We start from the raw sequence: 17,385 nt of genomic DNA on the forward strand, positions 1-17,385 counted from the left end.
ACGGGCCGCCCATTGAAACGCAATCGTTTTTTTGAATATATATAAACCAAGCGGTTTCGACCCGTCACCCAGATCGGTCGACCGAACCGAAAGGTGCCCTATGAAAGTGATCCTCCCTGCCCTGCTGATGAGCCTTGCCGCGTTGATCGCGGCGCCCGTGCTGGCCGAAACCACCGCCCGCCGCGTGACTGTCACCGAATGGAAAACGGTCTTTGCCAAGGTCGAACCGCGCGACAGCCTGCCCGCCCGCTCGCGGCTGGGTGGCATCTTGCAGGAAATCACCGTGGCCGAGGGCAGCGCCGTCACCCGGGGCCAGCAGATCGGCACCACGGTGGACGAGAAGCTGGAGCTGGAACTGCGCGCCATCGACGCGCAGCTGAACGCGCTGGGATCGGAGCTGAGCAATGCCGAGGCCGAGCTGACACGCGGCCAGAACCTGCTGGAACGCGGGGTGACCACCGAACAGAATGTCGACGCCTTGCGCACCCGTGTGCAGGTGATCGAGGGCCGCATCGGCACCACCCGCGCCCAGCGGGACGTCCTGTTGCAACGCACCGACGAGGGCCGCATCCTGGCGCCGATCACCGGTACGGTGATCGATGTGCCGGTGACCGAAGGCTCGGTGGTTCTGCCGGGCGAGATGATCGCGGTGATCGGCGGTGGCGGTTTCTTCCTGCGCCTTGCGGTGCCCGAGCGGCATGCCGATTTCCTGGCCGAGGGCGACAGCATCGCCATCGCCGGGATCGAGGGGGCCGAGACCGGCACCCTCGCCAAGCTCTATCCCCAGATCGAGAATGGCCGGGTGATCGCCGATGTCGAGGTTGCTGGCCTGTCCTCCGAATTCATCGGGCGCCGGGTACTGGTGCGCCTGCCGGTGGGCCGGGCCGAGGTGGTGGCGGTGCCACCCGCGGCGGTCGCCTCGCGCATGGGGCTTGATTTCGTGCGCGTCGCCGGGCCGGATGGCGGCGCCACCGAACGTGTGGTGGTGATCGGAACACCGGTCGAGGCCGAGGGCGAAAGCCTGATCGAAATCCTGTCCGGCCTCAAGGGTGGCGAAGTGCTGGTGGCCGGACATGAGTGACAAATCGCAGGACACGCCCCTGGGCATCGCGGGCGGGCTGACACGCGGCTTCATCGGCTCGGCCCTGACGCCGCTGATGATCCTTGCGGCCCTTGCCATGGGGCTGGTGGCGCTGATCAGCCTGCCACGCGAGGAAGAGCCGCAGATCTCGGTGCCGCTGGTCGATATCCATATCCAGGCACCGGGGCTCAAGGCCGAGGATGCGGTGAAACTGGTCACCGAACCGATGGAGACCATCGTCAAGGCGATCGGCGATGTGGATCATGTCTATTCGCAGACCGGCGACGATTTTGCCATGGTCACCGCCCGGTTCCTGGTCGGTACCCCTGCCGATACCGCCATCCTGCGCGTGCATGACAAGGTGCGCGCCAACATGGACCGCATCCCGGTGGGCATCGGCGAGCCGCTGATCGTCGGGCGCGGCATCGACGATGTGGCCATCGTCTCGCTGACCCTGTCGCCGCGCGACGGGGCCGGGGATGTCTCGGCCAACGATCTGACCCGCATCGCGCGGGAATTGCAGGTGCAACTGGCCAAGATCGGCGATGTGGGCCTGACCTATCTGGTGGGCGAGGCGCCCGAGGCGATCCGCATCGCGCCCGACCCCGAGCGGCTGGCGCTGTTCGGCGTGACGCTGCAACAGCTGGCGGCCAAGGTCGAGGGCGCCAACCGGGCGCTGGCCACCGGGCTGGTGCGCGACGGCGGCGAACAGATCGCGCTGGTGGCGGGCGAGACGCTGCACGCGCCCGCCGAGATCGCCAACCTGCTGCTGACCACCCGCGACAACCGGCCCGTCTATGTGCGCGACGTGGCCGATGTGCGCTTTGTCCCCGACACGTCCGAGCGGATCGTGGCCAATGTCACCCGCGACGACAGCGGCGAGATCCGCCGCAGCCCGGCAGTGACGCTGGCGCTGGCCAAGCGCGCCGGGGCCAATGCCGTGGTGGTGGCCGAAGAGATCCTGCACCGGGTGCATCTTCTGGAGCACGACCTGATCCCCGACAGTGTCGAGGTCACGGTGACCCGCGACTATGGCGAGACCGCCAATGAAAAGGCCAACGAACTGTTGTTCCACCTTGGCCTGGCCACCGTGTCCATCGTGGTGCTGGTGCTGTTCTCGATCGGCTGGCGCGAAAGCATCGTGGTCGCGGTGGTGATCCCGGTCACCATCCTGCTGACGCTCTTTGCGGCCTGGGTCATGGGCTACACGCTGAACCGGGTGTCTCTCTTCGCGCTGATCTTTTCCATCGGCATCCTCGTCGATGACGCGATCGTGGTGATCGAGAATATCGCCCGTCACTGGGCCATGCCCGACAGCGCCAGCCGCACCCAAAAGGCGATCCGCGCGGTGGCCGAGGTGGGCAACCCCACCATCGTCGCCACGCTGACCGTGGTGGCGGCGCTGCTGCCGATGCTGTTCGTGTCGGGGCTGATGGGGCCTTATATGAGCCCGATCCCCGCCAATGCCTCGGCGGCGATGATCTTTTCCTTTTTCGTGGCGGTGATCATCACCCCATGGCTGATGGTCAAGATCGCCGGTCGCGCGCCCGCCCATGCCCATGACGAGGCCGCCCAGCATGGCGGCACGCTGGGGCGTCTCTATCGCGCGGTGGCACGTCCGCTGTTGCGCACCAAATCCGGCAGCGGGCTGTTCCTGCTGGTGGCGGCGGTTCTGTCCTTCGGCTCGCTGGGCGCGCTTTACACCCGTGACGTGACGGTCAAGCTGCTGCCGTTCGACAACAAGTCCGAACTCTCGGTGGTGATCGACCTGCCCGAAGGCGCCTCGGTCGAGGAGACCGACGCGGTAGCGCAACAGGTGGCGCGTCGCGTGCTGGATCTGCCCGAGGTGATCTCGGCCCAGACCCATGCGGGCGATGCGGCGCCCTTCAACTTCAACGGGCTGGTGCGCCATTACTATCTGCGTGCCCGGCCCGAACTGGGTGATGTACAGATCAACCTGCTGCCCAAGGATGCACGTGAGCGCACCAGCCACGACATCGCGCTGGATATCCGCCAGCGGATCTCCACGCTCGACCTGCCCGAGGGCACGGTGCTGAAAACCGTCGAGCCGCCCCCCGGCCCGCCGGTCATCGCCACCCTGCTGGCCGAGGTCTATGGCCCCGATGCCGACAGCCGCCGCGCCGCCGCCACCCGCATCCGCGAGGCGTTCGAAAGCGTGCCTTTCGTGGTCGATGTGGATGACAGTTTCGGCACTCAGGCCCGCCGCCTCAGGGCCACGGTCTCGACCGATCAGCTGGAATTCTTCGGCGTGCAGGAGCATGACGTGTTCTCGACGCTGGCGATCCTGAACGCGGGCCAGACGGTGGGCTATTCGCACCGGGGCGAGGGCCGCCGCCCGATCCCCATCGAGGTCGCGCGCGACAGCGCCGACCGGGTGGTGGACGAACGGTTCCTGTCGACCCCGGTTCCGGCCAATGTGCTGCCGGGCGCGCGCGGCGTGGTCGAGCTGGGCGATGTGGTCGAGCTGCGCGAAGAGCGCGCCTCGTACCCCGTGTTCCGTCATAACGGGCGCGCCGCCGAGATGGTGATGGCCGAACTGGCCGGCGATTTCGAGGCGCCGCTCTATGGTATGCTCGCGGTGGCCGAGGCGTTGGACGCGATGGACTGGCCCGAAGGGGGCAAACCCCAGATCCGTCTGAACGGCCAGCCCGAGGATGAAAGCGGCATCACCCTGCTGTGGGACGGCGAATGGGAGGTCACCTGGATCACCTTCCGCGACATGGGCGCGGCCTTTGGTGTGGCGCTGTTGGGCATCTACATCCTGGTGGTGGCGCAATTCGGCTCGTTCCGGCTGCCGCTGGTGGTGCTGACGCCGGTGCCTCTGACCTTTCTGGGCATCATCATCGGGCATTGGTTGTTCAACGCACCCTTCTCGGCGCCCTCGATGATCGGTTTCATCGCGCTGGCGGGGATCATCGTGCGCAACTCGATCCTGCTGGTGGATTTCATCCGCCATGCGGACCCGTCGCTGGACAAGATCGAGACGCTGATCGAGGCAGGCGCGATCCGGTTCAAGCCGATCCTGCTGACCGCGGTGGCGGCGATGATCGGGGCGGCGGTGATCCTGACCGACCCGATCTTTCAGGGGCTGGCGCTGTCGCTGCTCTTCGGGCTGCTCAGCTCGACCCTGCTGACGGTGCTGGTGATCCCGGCCATCTACCGCGTGTTCAAGACCTGAGCAGGCGGTATAGAACCAAAGTGCCATTGCCCTTCGCGCCGCCATCTGGCCCAATGCGGCGCGGAGGAGAGAGAGATGTTCAGATACGGGCTTTCCCTGTGCGCCACGTTGCTGGCGGGTGCGGCGCTGGCCGCCGACACGCCGCAAGTGCCGCTTGACGATCCCTTTGCCTCGGGCATGTGGGAGGACCACCAGATCGCGATCCTGGGCGACCCCGCCGATATCCGGTTCGACGACCGGGTGCGCGTGTTTGCGCCCGCCGCGGCCGAGGATGCGTTTCACGTGCCGCTCTTGATCGACGCCACCGCCATCCCCGATGTCGAGGAGATCGTGGTCACAGCCGATTACGGCCCGATCCCCAAGATCCTCAGCTATTTCCCCGGCGAGGCGCAGGCGAAACTGGCGCTGCGCTTCAAGATCGACCAGGCCACCGCCGTGCGCGCCTCGGTCCGCACCAAAAGCGGCAGCTGGCATGTGGGCGGCACCCTGATCGACGCGGCGGGCGGCGGTTGTACCGCACCCGCGCAGGCCTATGCCTCGGACGACTGGGAGGAGAAGCTGGGCGAGATCCATGGCCGGCTCTGGGCCGCCACCGGGCGGGCCCGGCTGATCGTGGATCACCCGATGGATACCGGGCTGGCCGATGGCATCCCGGTCTTCATCATCCGCGATCTCAGCTTTACCAACGACGCCGGACAGGAACTGGCACGGCTGGCGCTGAGCGAGCCGGTAAACGAAGACCCGGCCTTTACCCTCTATTTCGACCCCGCGCGGATGCCGCCGCTGCTGCATGTCAGCGGGCGCGACAACAACGGCAACCGGATCGCGGGCACGCTGACGGGCGAGGAAGTCAACTGATGCCAAGCCGCCGTGCCCTGCTGGCCGGTGCCGCCGCCGGGCTGGGACTGTCCGCCCTGCCCGCCGCCCCGGTCTTTGCGCAGGCAAAGCTGCGCTATGATCTGGCGCCGCGCCCGGTGCTGCCCGGCGTCTGGATGGTCGAGGGCGTCACCGACTATTTCGACAAGGTCAATGGCGGCGCCATCGTCAATTGTGCGGTGCTGCAGGGGCAATCGGGGCTGATCCTGATCGACAGCGGCCCCTCGCGCCGCTATGGCGAGGCGCTGGCGGCAACCCTGCGACCGCTCGACCTGCGCGGCGTGTCGGCGGTGGTCAACACGCACCACCACCCGGATCATTTCTTTGGCAACCAGGTCTTTGTCGACCGGCCGATCCTTGCCCTGGGCCAGACGTTGGAGGCCGCCCGCCGCGACGGCGACGCCTTCGCCGACAACATGTATCGGCTGCTGGGCGACTGGATGCGCGGCACCGAGCCGGTGCCGCCCAATACCGCGCTGGACGGGGGCGAAGTGACCATAGACGGTCGCCGGTTCACCGCGCTGCCGCTCGGCGGACATACCGAGGCCGATCTGGCGCTGGTCGATGTTGAAACCGGGTTGCTGATCACCGGCGATCTCGCCTTTCTCGACCGCGCCCCCACCACCCCGCACGCGGATCTGGCGCGCTGGCAAGAGGCGCTCACCACGCTCGAAGGGCTGGGCGCCCCCGCCGTGCTGCCGGGCCATGGTCCGTTCGACCGCACCGGCGCGGCGTTGCGCCAGACCCGCGCCTATCTGTCCTGGCTGGACGAGACCCTGCATGATGCCGCCCGCACCGGCCTCGACATGGTCGAGGTGATGGATCTGCCGCTGCCAGAGGAGTTCGCCGCCATGGGCGCGCAACCGCAGGAGTTTCACCGCTCGGTCGCGCATCTGTTCCCCGGCGTGGAGCGCGCGGTGCTACCGCGCGCGAACTAGCGCCCGGTCAGTCCACCGGAACAGGCACCGGTTCGACCGGCTCCAGCGGCCAGCCCAGTTCGCGCCAGCCATCGGTGCCCAGCGGGAACCAGTGCACCTGAAGATACCCCAACCCGGCGATCCGCTGCGCGGCGTTCCAGCTCATCCAGCAATCGGCCACGCAGAACACCACGATGGCACGGGCCTTGCTGCCACCGGTCAGCCGCTGCAACTCGCGCTCCAGATAGGCCTGCATGGCAGGTTCCAGCACCCCGCGCCCGACCTCGGGCAGCCAGACCGCGCCCGGCAGACTCTGGCGCGGTTCCGGCACCAGCCAGGTGCCGTCCAACTCGTCATAGCGCGATTGCGACGCACCATAGACATCCAGCGCCACCGCACCGCGCGCGATCAGCTTGCGCGCCCAAAGGGCCGAGATCTTGCTTGCAGGCGGCGGAATATCCTCGGGCACCGGTGCCCGATGACGGTCGATCCTGAGGCCGGTTTCAGGATGGAACAGGTCGGGCTTGCGCGCGCGGATGGCGTCAGAGGTCTCGGCCAAAGCCGAACCCGCATCCACCAACAAGGCAATTGCCAACAGTGCAGCCACAAGCCGCATGCACGATCTCCATTGCCCCAGGGTTGGGCGATTGGGACCCGGATCGCACAAGCTGTCAAGCGCTAATAAGTTGAAGTATCCAGAGATTGCTTCTGCTTGCCCCACGTTCTTCAACGGCCAGTCCTAAGACCTTGGTCCAATGTCACGGCCCGAAAACCCGGCCTAGCCTTGGCGCCATGCGCGCGCTTGTGCTCTCATTCTGCCTGATGCTGGCAGCCTTCGTGGCCACCGCCGATCCGCTCACCCCGGACGAGCTCGCCGCCTATGTCAAACCGCCACTGCTGCTGGGCGAACAGATCGACGAGACCGGGGTTTACGCGCTGATCGACGTCTATGGGAAACCGGCGGGCTACGTGTTCGAAACCGAACCGCTGGCGCCCCTGCCCGGCTTTTCCGGTACCCCGGTCAACCTGCTGGTCCTGCTGGACGCGTCGGGCAGCTTTATCGAGGTGCGCCTGATCGAGCAGAACGAGCCGATCTTTGTCTCGGGTCTGGGCGTGGCCCCGTTCGAGAAGTTTCTGGAGCAGTATCGCGGTCTCAACATCGCCACGCCGATGGTGGTGGGCACGCCTTATGGCAACAGCGGCGGCGGCGCCTCGGCACTGACTTATTTGGACGGGGTGACCAAGGCGACCGCCTCGGTCCGCATCGCCCATGAAACCGTGCTGGCCGCCAGCCTGGCCGTGGCGCGCGAACGCATGCAGGGCATCGCCACCGCGCCGCCGCGCGCGCCCGACCCCGATCATGACGAACCGCTCGACTGGGCCGCGCTAGTGGCCCAAGGGATCGCCAGCCATCACGTGGTCAGCAACGCGCAGGTGCAGGCAGGGTTCGACGGCACCCTCTGGGCGGGCGACGACGCGCAGGCGCTGGCCGATCCCCAAGCGCCCTTTGTCGACCTCTGGATCCTCGATCTGGGTCCGCCCGCGATTGCCCGCGCCGTCCTGTCGTCGCAAACGCTGGAAGAATTGCAGCAGTTTCAGACGCTCTCTCCCCATGATGAACCGATCCTGCTGATCGAGACCGCGCGTCACGGGTTGGTGGGCGAGGATTTCGTTCGCAACACCGCCCCCGATCTGGTTTCGGCGGAACAAGGCAGCCTGCCGGTAGCCCTGCGCGATGCGGATCTCTTTGTCGAACTGGCGTCCGGCCTGCCCGAAGGCCGCGCAATGATCCTGCGGGCCGACCGGCGGCTGGGTTTCGATCCGGCCTCGGACTGGGAGCTGACCCTGCAAGTGCAACGCGCCCATGGCAGTTTCCAGCCGGTGATCGGTGCGCGCAGCTTCAGTTTCACCCATGCCACGCCCGAACGGTTCTTTCTGTCCGAGACCGGCCCCACGGCGCTGCCGCCCTGGCAAGAGGCGCTGCGTGGACGCGCGTTCGATATCGGCCTGCTCACGGTGTTTCTGGGGTTGCTGGTGCCGGCGCTGCTGCTGCGACAAAGCCAGCTGGCGGCGCTGCGCGCCTATGTCCCGCTGCGATTGGGGGTGCTGGCAATAACACTGGGTTTTATCGGCTGGTGGGCACAGGGCCAGCTGTCGGTGGTGACCCCGCTGGCAGTGCTGCGGGGTGCTCTGGATGGCGGCAGTCTGGCGTTCCTGCTCTATGATCCGGTCTCGCTGCTGCTTTGGGGCGCTGCGGTGCTGGGGTTCCTGCTGTGGGGGCGCGGATTGTTCTGTGGCTGGCTCTGCCCCTATGGCGCGATGCAGGAATTCGCCCATCATCTGGGTCGTTGGCTGCGCCTGCCTCGCCTGCCCCTGCCCGACGCCTGGGACCGGCGATTGAAATGGCTGAAATACGCGGTGCTGGCCGGTCTGGTGGCGGTGGTGCTCTTGGCGCCCGGCGAACTGGAAACCGCAGCCGAAGTGGAGCCGTTCAAGACCGCGATCACCACCTTCTTTTTGCGCGAATGGTATTTCGCGCTTTATGCCGGGGCCTGGGTCGTGATTTCCATGGTGACCTTCAAGGGGTTCTGCCGCTATGTCTGCCCGCTGGGTGCGCTGATGGCGATTGGCGGGCTGTTGCGCCTGCGTCGCTGGATTCCGCGCCGACCCGAATGCGGCAGCCCCTGCCAGCTCTGCCGGGTACGCTGCAACTATCGCGCCATCCGGCCGGGCGGAGAAATCGACTATGACGAATGCTTCCAGTGTCTCGACTGCGTGACCATTCACGACTCGCCCAATCAATGCGTGCCGCTGATCCTGGCGCGCCGGCGCTCGATGCAAAGCCCCCAAAATCTCTGATGAGATTTTGTTGACAGAGTTTGCCTTTGCAAACTCTGCGATGTTGCTCTTTGAGAAGAGGTCCGCGCGCGCGGCTTGGCGCGCGCGGGTTTTGGTGTCAGGCCATGGCCTGGAGGGCGCGGCGGGTGAGGACGCCTGTCAGGTGGGCGCGATAGGCTTTGGTGCCGTGCAGGTCGGCGATCATGCCGTCCGCCTCGGGTGCCATTCCGTCCAGCGCGGCGCCGCTGGCCAGCGCCTCTTCGGCCGCGCTCCAGCGGAACACGCCATCTTCGGACGCGCCGGTCACCGCGATCCTTGTGCCGCCGGCATAGTGCGCCACGAACACGCCCACCAGCGCAAAGCGCGAGGCGGGTTGCAGGAACTTCTGGTAATTGGCCTTCTCCGGCACCGGGAAGCGCACGCTGGTGATGATCTCGCCCTCTTCCAGTGCCGTGGTGAACAGGCCCTGGAAATAGTCGTCCGCCGCGATCTCGCGCCGGTCGGTCACGATGGTCGCCCCCGACCCCAGCGCCGCCGACGGGTAGCAGGCCGAGGGGTCGTTATTGGCCAGGCTGCCGCCGATCGTGCCCCGGTTGCGCACCGCCGGGTCGCCGATGCCGCCGGCCAGCGCCGCCAGCGCCGGGTAATGTGCCGCCGCCGCGCGCGCCACCTCGGCATGGGTGGTGCCGCCGCCGATCGACAGCGAGCCATCGTCGTTCAGACACACACCCTTCATCTCGGCGATGCCGCCCAGCGACACCAGCTTCGCCGGCGCCGCCAGCCGCTGTTTCAGCGTCGGGATCAGGGTCTGCCCGCCCCCCAGCGCCTGCGCCTCCTCGCTCTTCAGCGCCGCAACCGCCTCGGCCACGCTGCCGGGCCGCTCAAACTCGAAATTATACATCTCGTTCCTCCTCCAAGAGGGCCGGGTCCTGCCCTTTCCTCTTGCTGAAAATATCCCGGGGGTCCGGGGGCTGGCCCCCGGTCCGCCCTCTCGTCTCAGCCCTGCATCGCCGACCAGACCCGCGACGGGCTCATCGGCATGTCGATATGGGTGACCGCCTTGCCGCCCGATTGCAGCGCGTCGATCACCGCGTTCACCACCGAAGGCGGGCTGCCGATGGCCCCGGCCTCGCCGCAGCCCTTCACCCCCAGCGGGTTGTGGGTGCAGGGCGTGGCGCAGGAATGATCCACAGCATAGAACGGCACGTCATCGGCGCGCGGCATCGCGTAATCCATGTAGGACGCGCTCAAAAGCTGCCCGGTCTCCGGATCATAGGCGCAGTTTTCCAGCAGCGCCTGGCCGATCCCCTGGCCCAGGCCGCCGTGCACCTGCCCCGACACGATCATCGGGTTGACGATATTGCCGAAATCATCGGCCGCGCTGAACCGCTCCACCGTCACCTTACCGGTCTCGGGGTCCACCTCCACCTCGCAGGCATAGGCCCCGGCCGGATAGGTGAAGTTCGACGGGTCGTAGAACGCCGTCTCCTCCAGCCCCGGCTCGATATCCTCCAACGGGTAGTTGTGCGGCACATAGGCCGCCAGCGTCACGTCGCCCCAGGCCACGGATTTATCCGTGCCCGCAACCGTGAACTGGCCGCCCTTCAGCTCGATATCGGCCTCGCTGGCCTCCATCAGATGCGCCGCGATTTTCTTGGCCTTGTTGATGATCTTCTCGGTCGCCCGCACCATGGCCGAACCGCAGACCGCCAGGCTGCGCGAGCCATAGGTGCCCATGCCGAACGGGATCTTCGAGCTGTCGCCATGCACGATCTCGATCATGCTCTCGTCGATGCCCAGCATCTCGGCCACCACCTGCGGAAACGCCGTCTCGTGGCCCTGGCCGTGGCTATGCGCCCCCACCATCACCGAGATCGAGCCGGTGGCGTTCACCCGCACCGTCGCCGCGTCGTAAAGACCCGCCCGCGCACCCAGCTGGCCCACCAGGTTCGACGGCGCGATGCCGCAGGCCTCGATATAGCAGTTCACGCCCAGGCCGCGCAGCTTGCCGCGCGCCTCGGACTCCGCCCGCCGCGCCGCAAAACCCGCGATGTCGGCGATCTCTTCCAGCTTGTCCATCGTGGCGTTGTAGTCGCCCGTGTCATAGACCACCGCAACCGGCGTCTGATAGGGGAACTCGGTCACGAAGTTCTGACGCCTGAGCGCGATCGGGTCGACCCCCAGCTCGCGCGCCGCCTTGTCGATCACGCGTTCCAGCTGATAGGTCGCCTCGGGCCGCCCGGCGCCGCGATAGGCATCCACCGGCACCGTGTTGGTGAACACCGCCTTCACGTTCACATAGATCAGCGGCGTCTTGTAATTGCCCGCCATCAGCGTGCCATGCAGCCAGGTCGGAACGCTCGGCGCAAAGGTCGACAGATAGGCGCCCATGTTGGCATAGGTCTCGGTCCTGAGCGCGGTGAAGTTGTTGTCGGCGTCCAGCGCCAGCTCGATCTTCGTCACATGGTCGCGCCCATGCGCGTCCGACATGAAGGCCTCGGACCGCGACGAGGTCCATTTGACCGGCCGCGCCAGCGCCTTGGCCGCGAAGGTGCAGAACGCCTCTTCCGCATAGTGGAAGATCTTCGAGCCAAAGCCGCCCCCCACATCGGGCGCCACCACCCTGAGCTTGTGCTCGGGGATGCCCAGCACGAAGGCCCCCATCAGAAGCCGGATCACATGCGGGTTCTGGCTGGTGGTGTAGAGCGTCGACTCCCCCGTCGCCCGGGCATAATCGCCGATCGCCACCCGCGGTTCCATCGGGTTGGCCACCAGCCGGTTGTTCACCAGTTCCAGCGTTGTCACATGCGCCGCCTCGGCAAAGGCCGCGTCCACCGCGCCCTTGTTCTCCTCGACGAAACCCCAGTCGTAGCAGAGGTTCGACGGCAGATCGTCATGCACCTTCGCCGCGCCCTCGGCCAGCGCCGCCTTCATGTCGATCACCGCCGGCAGTTCCTCGATCTCGGCCTCGATCGCCTCGGCCGCGTCGCGCGCCTGTTCGGGGCTCTCGGCCACAACCGCCGCGATCGGGTCGCCCACATGGCGCACCTTGCCCTGCGCCAGAACCGGATGCCCCGGCTCGGCCATGGGTTGGCCATGCCTGTCGGTCACCTGCCAGCCGCAGGGCAGACCGCCCACGCCCTCGAAATCGGCGCCGGTAAAGATGCGCACAACGCCGGGCATCGCCGCCGCGGCAGACGTGTCCAGCGACACGATCCGCCCATGCGCCACGTCCGAGCGCAGGAAATGCACGTAAGCCTGGCCGTGAATGTTGATGTCGTCGGTGTAATTGCCGGCGCCGGTCAGAAAGCGTACGTCCTCGCGTCGCTTGCTGCTGGCCCCGATGCCACTGTCCTTGGGCATGTCTCGTCTCCTCCAGATATCAGAATGGTCCGCGGAAAGCTCCGCGTGGCCTCATTCGGCCGCGATCCCGCTCACGTCCTGACCGGACGCTGCCAAAATCGCTTTGACGATGTTGTGATAGCCCGTGCACCGGCACAGGTTGCCCTCAAGATGCGCCCGCACCTCGGCCTCGCTGGGCGTCGGGTTCTCCTTCAGCAGCGCCGCCGCCGACATCACCATCCCCGGCGTGCAGAAACCGCATTGCAGACCGTGATGATCCTGAAACGCCTGCTGCAACGCGTTCAGCGTCCCGTCCGGCCCCGCCTGACCCTCGATCGTCGAAACCTCGCATCCCGCTGCCTCGACAGCCAGCATGTTGCAGGACTTCACCGCTACGCCGTCCACATGCACGACACACGCACCGCATTGACCGGTGTCACAGCCCACATGCGTCCCCGTTAGCGACAGGTCCTCGCGTAGGAAATCAGACAGCAAAGCACGTGGCTCAGCTTCAGCCCGCATACTCCGGCCATTCACAACCATGTTTATCTCAGGCACGACAATCCTCCCTTGTGTGTCTCGTTTCGGCAATTCAACCGGAAATCACCCGTTTGAACCAGCCTTTCTTTTTTGCATCATCAGTGGTTTCGGTCTCGGGACCATCCGCTTCAGCCGGCCCCTCGAGCACTTCCTGAAAGCGGGTGAAGAACTGGTCGGCCATCTTGCGCGCGAAACCGTCGATGATCCGGCTGCCCAGTTGGGCCAGTTTGCCACCAACCTTGGCCTCGACCTCGTAGGACAGGACGGTGGTACCATCCTCGCCCGCCTCAAGCCGCACGCGCGCCGCGCCCTTGGCAAAGCCCGCCGCCCCGCCCTTGCCCTCGCCGGTCAGGGTCAGGCTTTCGGGCGCCACCATGTCGGACAGCGTCACGCCGCCCCTGAACGTGGCTTTTACCGGCCCGACCTTTTGCACCACCGTGGCCTCGAACCCGTCCTCGGCGTTGCCACTCATCTCCTGGCAGCCGGGTACGCAGTCCTTCAGCACATCGGGCGAGAGCAGCGCCTCCCAGACCGTTTCCCGGTCCGCCGCGATCACCTTTGAATCGCTCAGTTCCATGTCGTTCGTCTCCGTCCGTTGCGACCACGCTACGCGGCGCGGTCGGGTTGTTCCATTCGACCTTGGGTGTAGACGTCCCTGGAAGGGCCGCCTGCGGGGCGCGTCGATCGCCCTGTCAGCGCAGCTCGGGCGGCGAAAAGGTCAGCCCGTAACTGCGGAAAATTTCCTGGATCCGACCGTCGCCCATCCCGGCAACGATAGCATCGTCGACGGCATAGGCCAGCGGGCGATAGGCGAAATGCACCCCAACCCCGACGGTCCAGCTGCCTGTCGCAAAGCCCGGCAAGGGCGGGCTGTGCACATCCAGATCCGCGGTCAGTCCATGTTCCAGTTGCGCCAGCGGCCCCATCGCGGTCTTGACCTCGCCCGCCGCCAGCCCGGCCATCGCCGCACCCATGTCGGGATAGCGGCGGATGTTGCCGCGCAGCTGGCCGCCGGGAAAGGCGGTCAGGTAGAAATCGGCAATCGAGTCGTTCTCGACCCCAACCGTGTCAAAGCGGAAATAGGCCGGAACCGGTTTGTCCTCGGGATACTCTGCCTTGCCAAAGGCGATCCCCATCCGCTCCACATGGTATTGTCCTGTGAACACCACCTGTTCGACCCGGCAGGCAAAGTTGCTGTCATAGGGCACATGCAGCATCACATTGGCGACCCGCCCGCCCACGATGGGCCCCTTCCAGATCCAGTTGCGCAGATCGGCCTCGAGGTTCTCGCCCGCCGCGACCAGGGTAAAACGGGCCTCAACCCCCAGTTCCCCGGCGATCAGGTGGCCCAGATCGATATCGACACCCTTTGGCGCGCCATTCTCTTCCCAGCTCCAGGGTGGATAGTCCTCGTAGACGGCGAAGGATATCCAGCCGCGTTCCTGTATGGTGTCCAGATCGGCGCCGACGATATCGCGGCTGGCATTCTGCGGACGGGCCTGGGGCACGTGATCGGCGCAGCGGGTCTGTGCCCAGGCCGGCGCCAAGCCGGTCCCAAGCAGCAACCCCGCCAGCGCGACCCGCAGCGTCCCCGCCCGCGCCATGCTCAATGGGCCGCCGACAGGCCGATGGTCAGCGCCTCGGCAGCGGCGGTGAAATCAGGCGCGTCGCCCGAGATCAGGATCGCCGCGCGCGAGGCGGCGCTGTCGGCCACCGGCGCCCCCGAGGCGGTCTCGACCTCGGCGGCGATCTGGGTCAGTTCGGCAGCCAATACGGCGGCATCGCCCTCGCCCGCCGCAAGCTGGTCGCGGATCTCTTTCAGGCGCGGCGTATGGGCGTCGAGCGCGCCGTCGTCGGGCCGGGTCTCGATATAGGTGCGGATGGCCCAGGCGGCCTTTTGGCCCAGCAACTCGCCAAAGCCGGGCATCTTGGTGATCCCGTTCTGGGTATAGCCGTGGCGGAACCGCTCGACATACCATTCATCGCCGTATTCGGCAGCCTCGAGATAGCGCAGGTCCGGCGCCAGACCGCCCGACACCACGCCCAGCCCATGGCAGCGCGCGCAGTTCTGGTTATAGCCGGAATCGCCGATCCGGATGGCGGCGGCCCAGACCTCTTCTCCCGCCGCCTCTGCGCGATAGGGGTTCTCGATCAGCCATTCCTCGCCCACATCAGGCAGGGCGTCGGTGTTGACGGGTTGCGGTGCGACGTCTCCATGCGCCAGCGCCATCCCCGCGCTTAGGCACAGGCCCAATGCACCTGCTTTTGCAGCGTTGATCATCTGCGGTCCTCCAGTCTCCTCGTTCGGGGCTGGTGATAACGCCTCGAACCCTGCGCTGGTATTCGACCTTGGTTTGATCTGCCGGGGAATGTGGACTTTGGTCGAATAGAACCGTCCCGCACGCGCGCTCTAGCCTTGGCCGACAAGGGAGAGAGAATGCGCGTGCAAAGCCTGCTGAGACCGATCATCGCAGCACTGGCGATGGGAATGGCCGCCCTGCCCGCCTTGGGCGAGGTGCAGCTGCGCGTGGCCTATCTGCGGCAGGAGGTCGAGCGTCCGCCGGTCCTGTCCAATCTCGATCCCGAGCCCGCCGGGCTGGGCCTCGACGGCGCCCGGCTGGGGCTGGAGGACAACCGGACCAGCGGTCGATTTCTGGGCCAGACCTATATGCTCGACACCTTTGAGGTCGCGATCGGCGGCGATCTCGAGGCGGCGGCACGCGCGGCGCTGGCCGAGGCGCAGATGCTGGTCATCGACGCCCCCGCCGAGGCGGTGCTGCGCATCGCCGATCTGGCCGAGGCGCAGGGCGCGCTGTTGTTCAACGCCGCTGCCGAAGAGAGCGCGCTACGCGATGCCGACTGCCGCGCCAACCTGTTGCACACGGTGCCCTCGCTGGCGATGCGGGCGGATGCGCTGATGCAGGTATTGCAGCGCAAGCGGTTCTCGCGGCTGGCCATGATCACGGGCCATGGCGCCCCAGACCTGGCCTATGCCGAGGCGCTCCGTCGCTCGGCGGCCAAGTTCGGCCTGAAGATGGTGGCCGACACACCCTGGCCCTTTGACGCCGACATGCGCCGCAATGCCAGCCAGGAAGTGCCTCTGTTCACCCAGGATTTCGCCGAGCATGACATCCTGCTGGTCGCCGACGAGATCGGCGATTTCGGGCGCTATATCGCCTATAACACCTGGTCGCCACGACCGGTGGCCGGGTCCGAGGGGCTGGTGCCGGTGACCTGGTCGCGGGTGGTGGAACAATGGGGCGCGGCACAGCTGCAATCGCGGTTCTGGGACCTGACCGGCCGCGACATGCGCCCGCGCGACTATGCCGCCTGGGCGGCGCTGCGTGTGCTGGGCGAGGCGGTCACCCGCACCAACAGCACCGATCCCGCCACCCTGCGCGCCTATATCCTCTCGGACGCGTTCGAGTTGGCCGGCTTCAAGGGCCGCCCGATGAGCTTTCGCCCCTGGAACGGTCAGCTGCGTCAGCCGATCCCGGTGGTTACCGAGCGCGCGGTGGTGATGCAGGCCCCGGTCGAGGGCTTCCTGCACCAGCGCAGCGAGCTTGACACGCTGGGCCTCGACGCGCCCGAATCCCGTTGCACCGCGTTTCAGGAGTGAGCCTCATGCGGACTGCCCTTGCCCTTTTGGCCCTGACCCTCGCCGCGCCGCTGGCCGCCGAGGAAATCTGGGTCACCAATGAAAAGGACGACACGATCAGCGTGATCGACGTCGCCACGCTCGAGGTGGTGCGCACCATCGCCACCGGCGAGCGGCCGCGCGGCATCACCTTTTCCCACGATTTCAGCCGGGTCTATATCTGTGCCTCGGACAGCGACACGGTGCAGGTGATGGACCCTGAGACGGGTGAGATCCTGCATGACCTGCCTTCGGGCGAAGACCCCGAGCAGTTTGTCCTGCACCCCAATGATCGGCATCTCTATATCGCCAACGAGGATGACGCGATTACCACCGTGGTCGATACCGAAACCCGCCGGGTCATCGCCCAGATCGACGTGGGCATCGAACCCGAGGGCATGGCGGTCAGCCCCGATGGCCGCATCGCCATCACCACCTCTGAAACCACCAACATGGCGCATTGGATCGACACCGAGACGCGCCAGCTTTTTGCCAATACGCTGGTCGATGCCCGCCCGCGCCACGCAGAATTCGTGCATGACGGGGCCGAGCTGTGGGTCAGTTCCGAGATCGGTGGCACGGTGACCGTGTTCGACGTGGCCACGCAGGCCGAAAAGGCCAAGATCGCCTTCGAGGTCAAGGGCGTGCATCCCGACCGGGTGCAGCCGGTCGGGTTCGAGCTGACGGCGGATGAGAAAACCGCCTTTGTTGCGCTTGGCCCCTCGAACCATGTGGCGGTGGTGGATACCGCCACCTATGAGGTGGTCGATTACATCCTGGTGGGCCGCCGGGTCTGGCACATGGCGTTCAACAGCGACAAGTCGCTCTTGTTCACCACCAACGGTGTCTCGGGAGACGTAACGGTGATCGACGTGGCCCGCCGCGAGGCGATCAAATCCATCAAGGTCGGGCGCTTCCCCTGGGGCGCCGCCCTGCGCCCGTGAGAGGAAAGGAC

General features: G+C 66.5%; 14 protein-coding genes. 7 read left to right on the plus strand and 7 right to left on the minus strand.

Annotation, left to right across the window (positions count from 1 at the left end; translation table 11 throughout):
• Nucleotides 1–100 precede the first annotated feature (100 nt).
• The 4 genes from AC2FNY_RS13545 (at nt 101) to AC2FNY_RS13560 (ending at nt 6,094) form a co-directional block, all read left to right on the plus strand.
• Nucleotides 101–1,081: an efflux RND transporter periplasmic adaptor subunit gene (locus tag AC2FNY_RS13545; RefSeq protein ID WP_234183247.1), complete on the plus strand. Its 981-nt coding sequence runs from the start codon at nt 101–103 to the stop codon at nt 1,079–1,081.
• On the plus strand, nt 1,074–4,280 hold the full coding sequence (locus AC2FNY_RS13550) for an efflux RND transporter permease subunit (RefSeq protein ID WP_496802785.1): 3,207 nt from the start codon (nt 1,074–1,076) through the stop codon (nt 4,278–4,280). The genes AC2FNY_RS13545 and AC2FNY_RS13550 overlap by 8 nt, the downstream gene beginning before the upstream one ends.
• A gap of 75 nt (nt 4,281–4,355) precedes the next feature.
• Entirely contained in the window at nt 4,356–5,138 is a 783-nt protein-coding gene (locus tag AC2FNY_RS13555) for a quinoprotein dehydrogenase-associated SoxYZ-like carrier (RefSeq protein ID WP_234166808.1), read from the plus strand.
• Nucleotides 5,138–6,094: a quinoprotein relay system zinc metallohydrolase 1 gene (locus AC2FNY_RS13560; protein WP_496802786.1), complete on the plus strand. Its 957-nt coding sequence runs from the start codon at nt 5,138–5,140 to the stop codon at nt 6,092–6,094. Before AC2FNY_RS13555 ends, AC2FNY_RS13560 begins: the two co-directional genes overlap by 1 nt.
• 7 nt (nt 6,095–6,101) lie before the next feature.
• Here the strand turns inward: AC2FNY_RS13560 and AC2FNY_RS13565 are convergent, their stop codons facing one another.
• Complete coding sequence (locus AC2FNY_RS13565) at nt 6,102–6,689, minus strand: PQQ-dependent catabolism-associated CXXCW motif protein (RefSeq protein ID WP_234166810.1); 588 nt, start codon at nt 6,687–6,689, stop codon at nt 6,102–6,104.
• Nucleotides 6,690–6,865: 176 nt separating this feature from the next.
• On the opposite strand from AC2FNY_RS13565, the gene AC2FNY_RS13570 reads away from it, so the two are divergent.
• Nucleotides 6,866–8,932: a 4Fe-4S binding protein gene (locus AC2FNY_RS13570; protein WP_496802787.1), complete on the plus strand. Its 2,067-nt coding sequence runs from the start codon at nt 6,866–6,868 to the stop codon at nt 8,930–8,932.
• A 97-nt stretch (nt 8,933–9,029) separates the two neighbouring features.
• Here the strand turns inward: AC2FNY_RS13570 and AC2FNY_RS13575 are convergent, their stop codons facing one another.
• The 6 genes from AC2FNY_RS13575 to pedF all read right to left on the minus strand — a co-directional run bounded on the left by AC2FNY_RS13575 (nt 9,030) and on the right by pedF (nt 15,074).
• Nucleotides 9,030–9,812 (minus strand): FAD binding domain-containing protein, encoded by a 783-nt coding sequence (locus AC2FNY_RS13575; protein ID WP_496802788.1) that lies wholly within the window; start codon nt 9,810–9,812, stop codon nt 9,030–9,032.
• A gap of 95 nt (nt 9,813–9,907) precedes the next feature.
• On the minus strand, nt 9,908–12,274 hold the full coding sequence (locus AC2FNY_RS13580) for a xanthine dehydrogenase family protein molybdopterin-binding subunit (protein WP_496802789.1): 2,367 nt from the start codon (nt 12,272–12,274) through the stop codon (nt 9,908–9,910).
• Between the two features lie 51 nt (nt 12,275–12,325).
• Nucleotides 12,326–12,811 carry a (2Fe-2S)-binding protein gene (locus AC2FNY_RS13585; RefSeq protein WP_234137973.1) on the minus strand — a complete coding sequence of 162 codons (486 nt, stop codon included), beginning with the start codon at nt 12,809–12,811 and terminating at the stop codon, nt 12,326–12,328.
• A 34-nt stretch (nt 12,812–12,845) separates the two neighbouring features.
• Complete coding sequence (locus AC2FNY_RS13590) at nt 12,846–13,370, minus strand: SRPBCC family protein (protein WP_496802790.1); 525 nt, start codon at nt 13,368–13,370, stop codon at nt 12,846–12,848.
• A gap of 115 nt (nt 13,371–13,485) precedes the next feature.
• The gene (locus AC2FNY_RS13595) at nt 13,486–14,397 is read right to left on the minus strand and encodes a substrate-binding periplasmic protein (protein WP_496802791.1); all 912 of its coding nucleotides are present in this window, start codon (nt 14,395–14,397) and stop codon (nt 13,486–13,488) included.
• A gap of 2 nt (nt 14,398–14,399) precedes the next feature.
• Complete coding sequence (pedF, locus tag AC2FNY_RS13600) at nt 14,400–15,074, minus strand: cytochrome c-550 PedF (protein WP_496802792.1); 675 nt, start codon at nt 15,072–15,074, stop codon at nt 14,400–14,402.
• Between the two features lie 156 nt (nt 15,075–15,230).
• Between pedF and AC2FNY_RS13605 the strand changes: the two genes are divergently transcribed.
• Nucleotides 15,231–16,412, plus strand: coding sequence for an ABC transporter substrate-binding protein (locus AC2FNY_RS13605; RefSeq protein WP_496802793.1), 1,182 nt, complete (start codon nt 15,231–15,233; stop codon nt 16,410–16,412).
• A gap of 5 nt (nt 16,413–16,417) precedes the next feature.
• Entirely contained in the window at nt 16,418–17,374 is a 957-nt protein-coding gene (locus tag AC2FNY_RS13610) for a YVTN family beta-propeller repeat protein (RefSeq protein ID WP_234166815.1), read from the plus strand.
• Nucleotides 17,375–17,385: the final 11 nt, after the last annotated feature.

The sequence above is a fragment of the Ruegeria sp. BHSC223 genome (assembly GCF_059613025.1).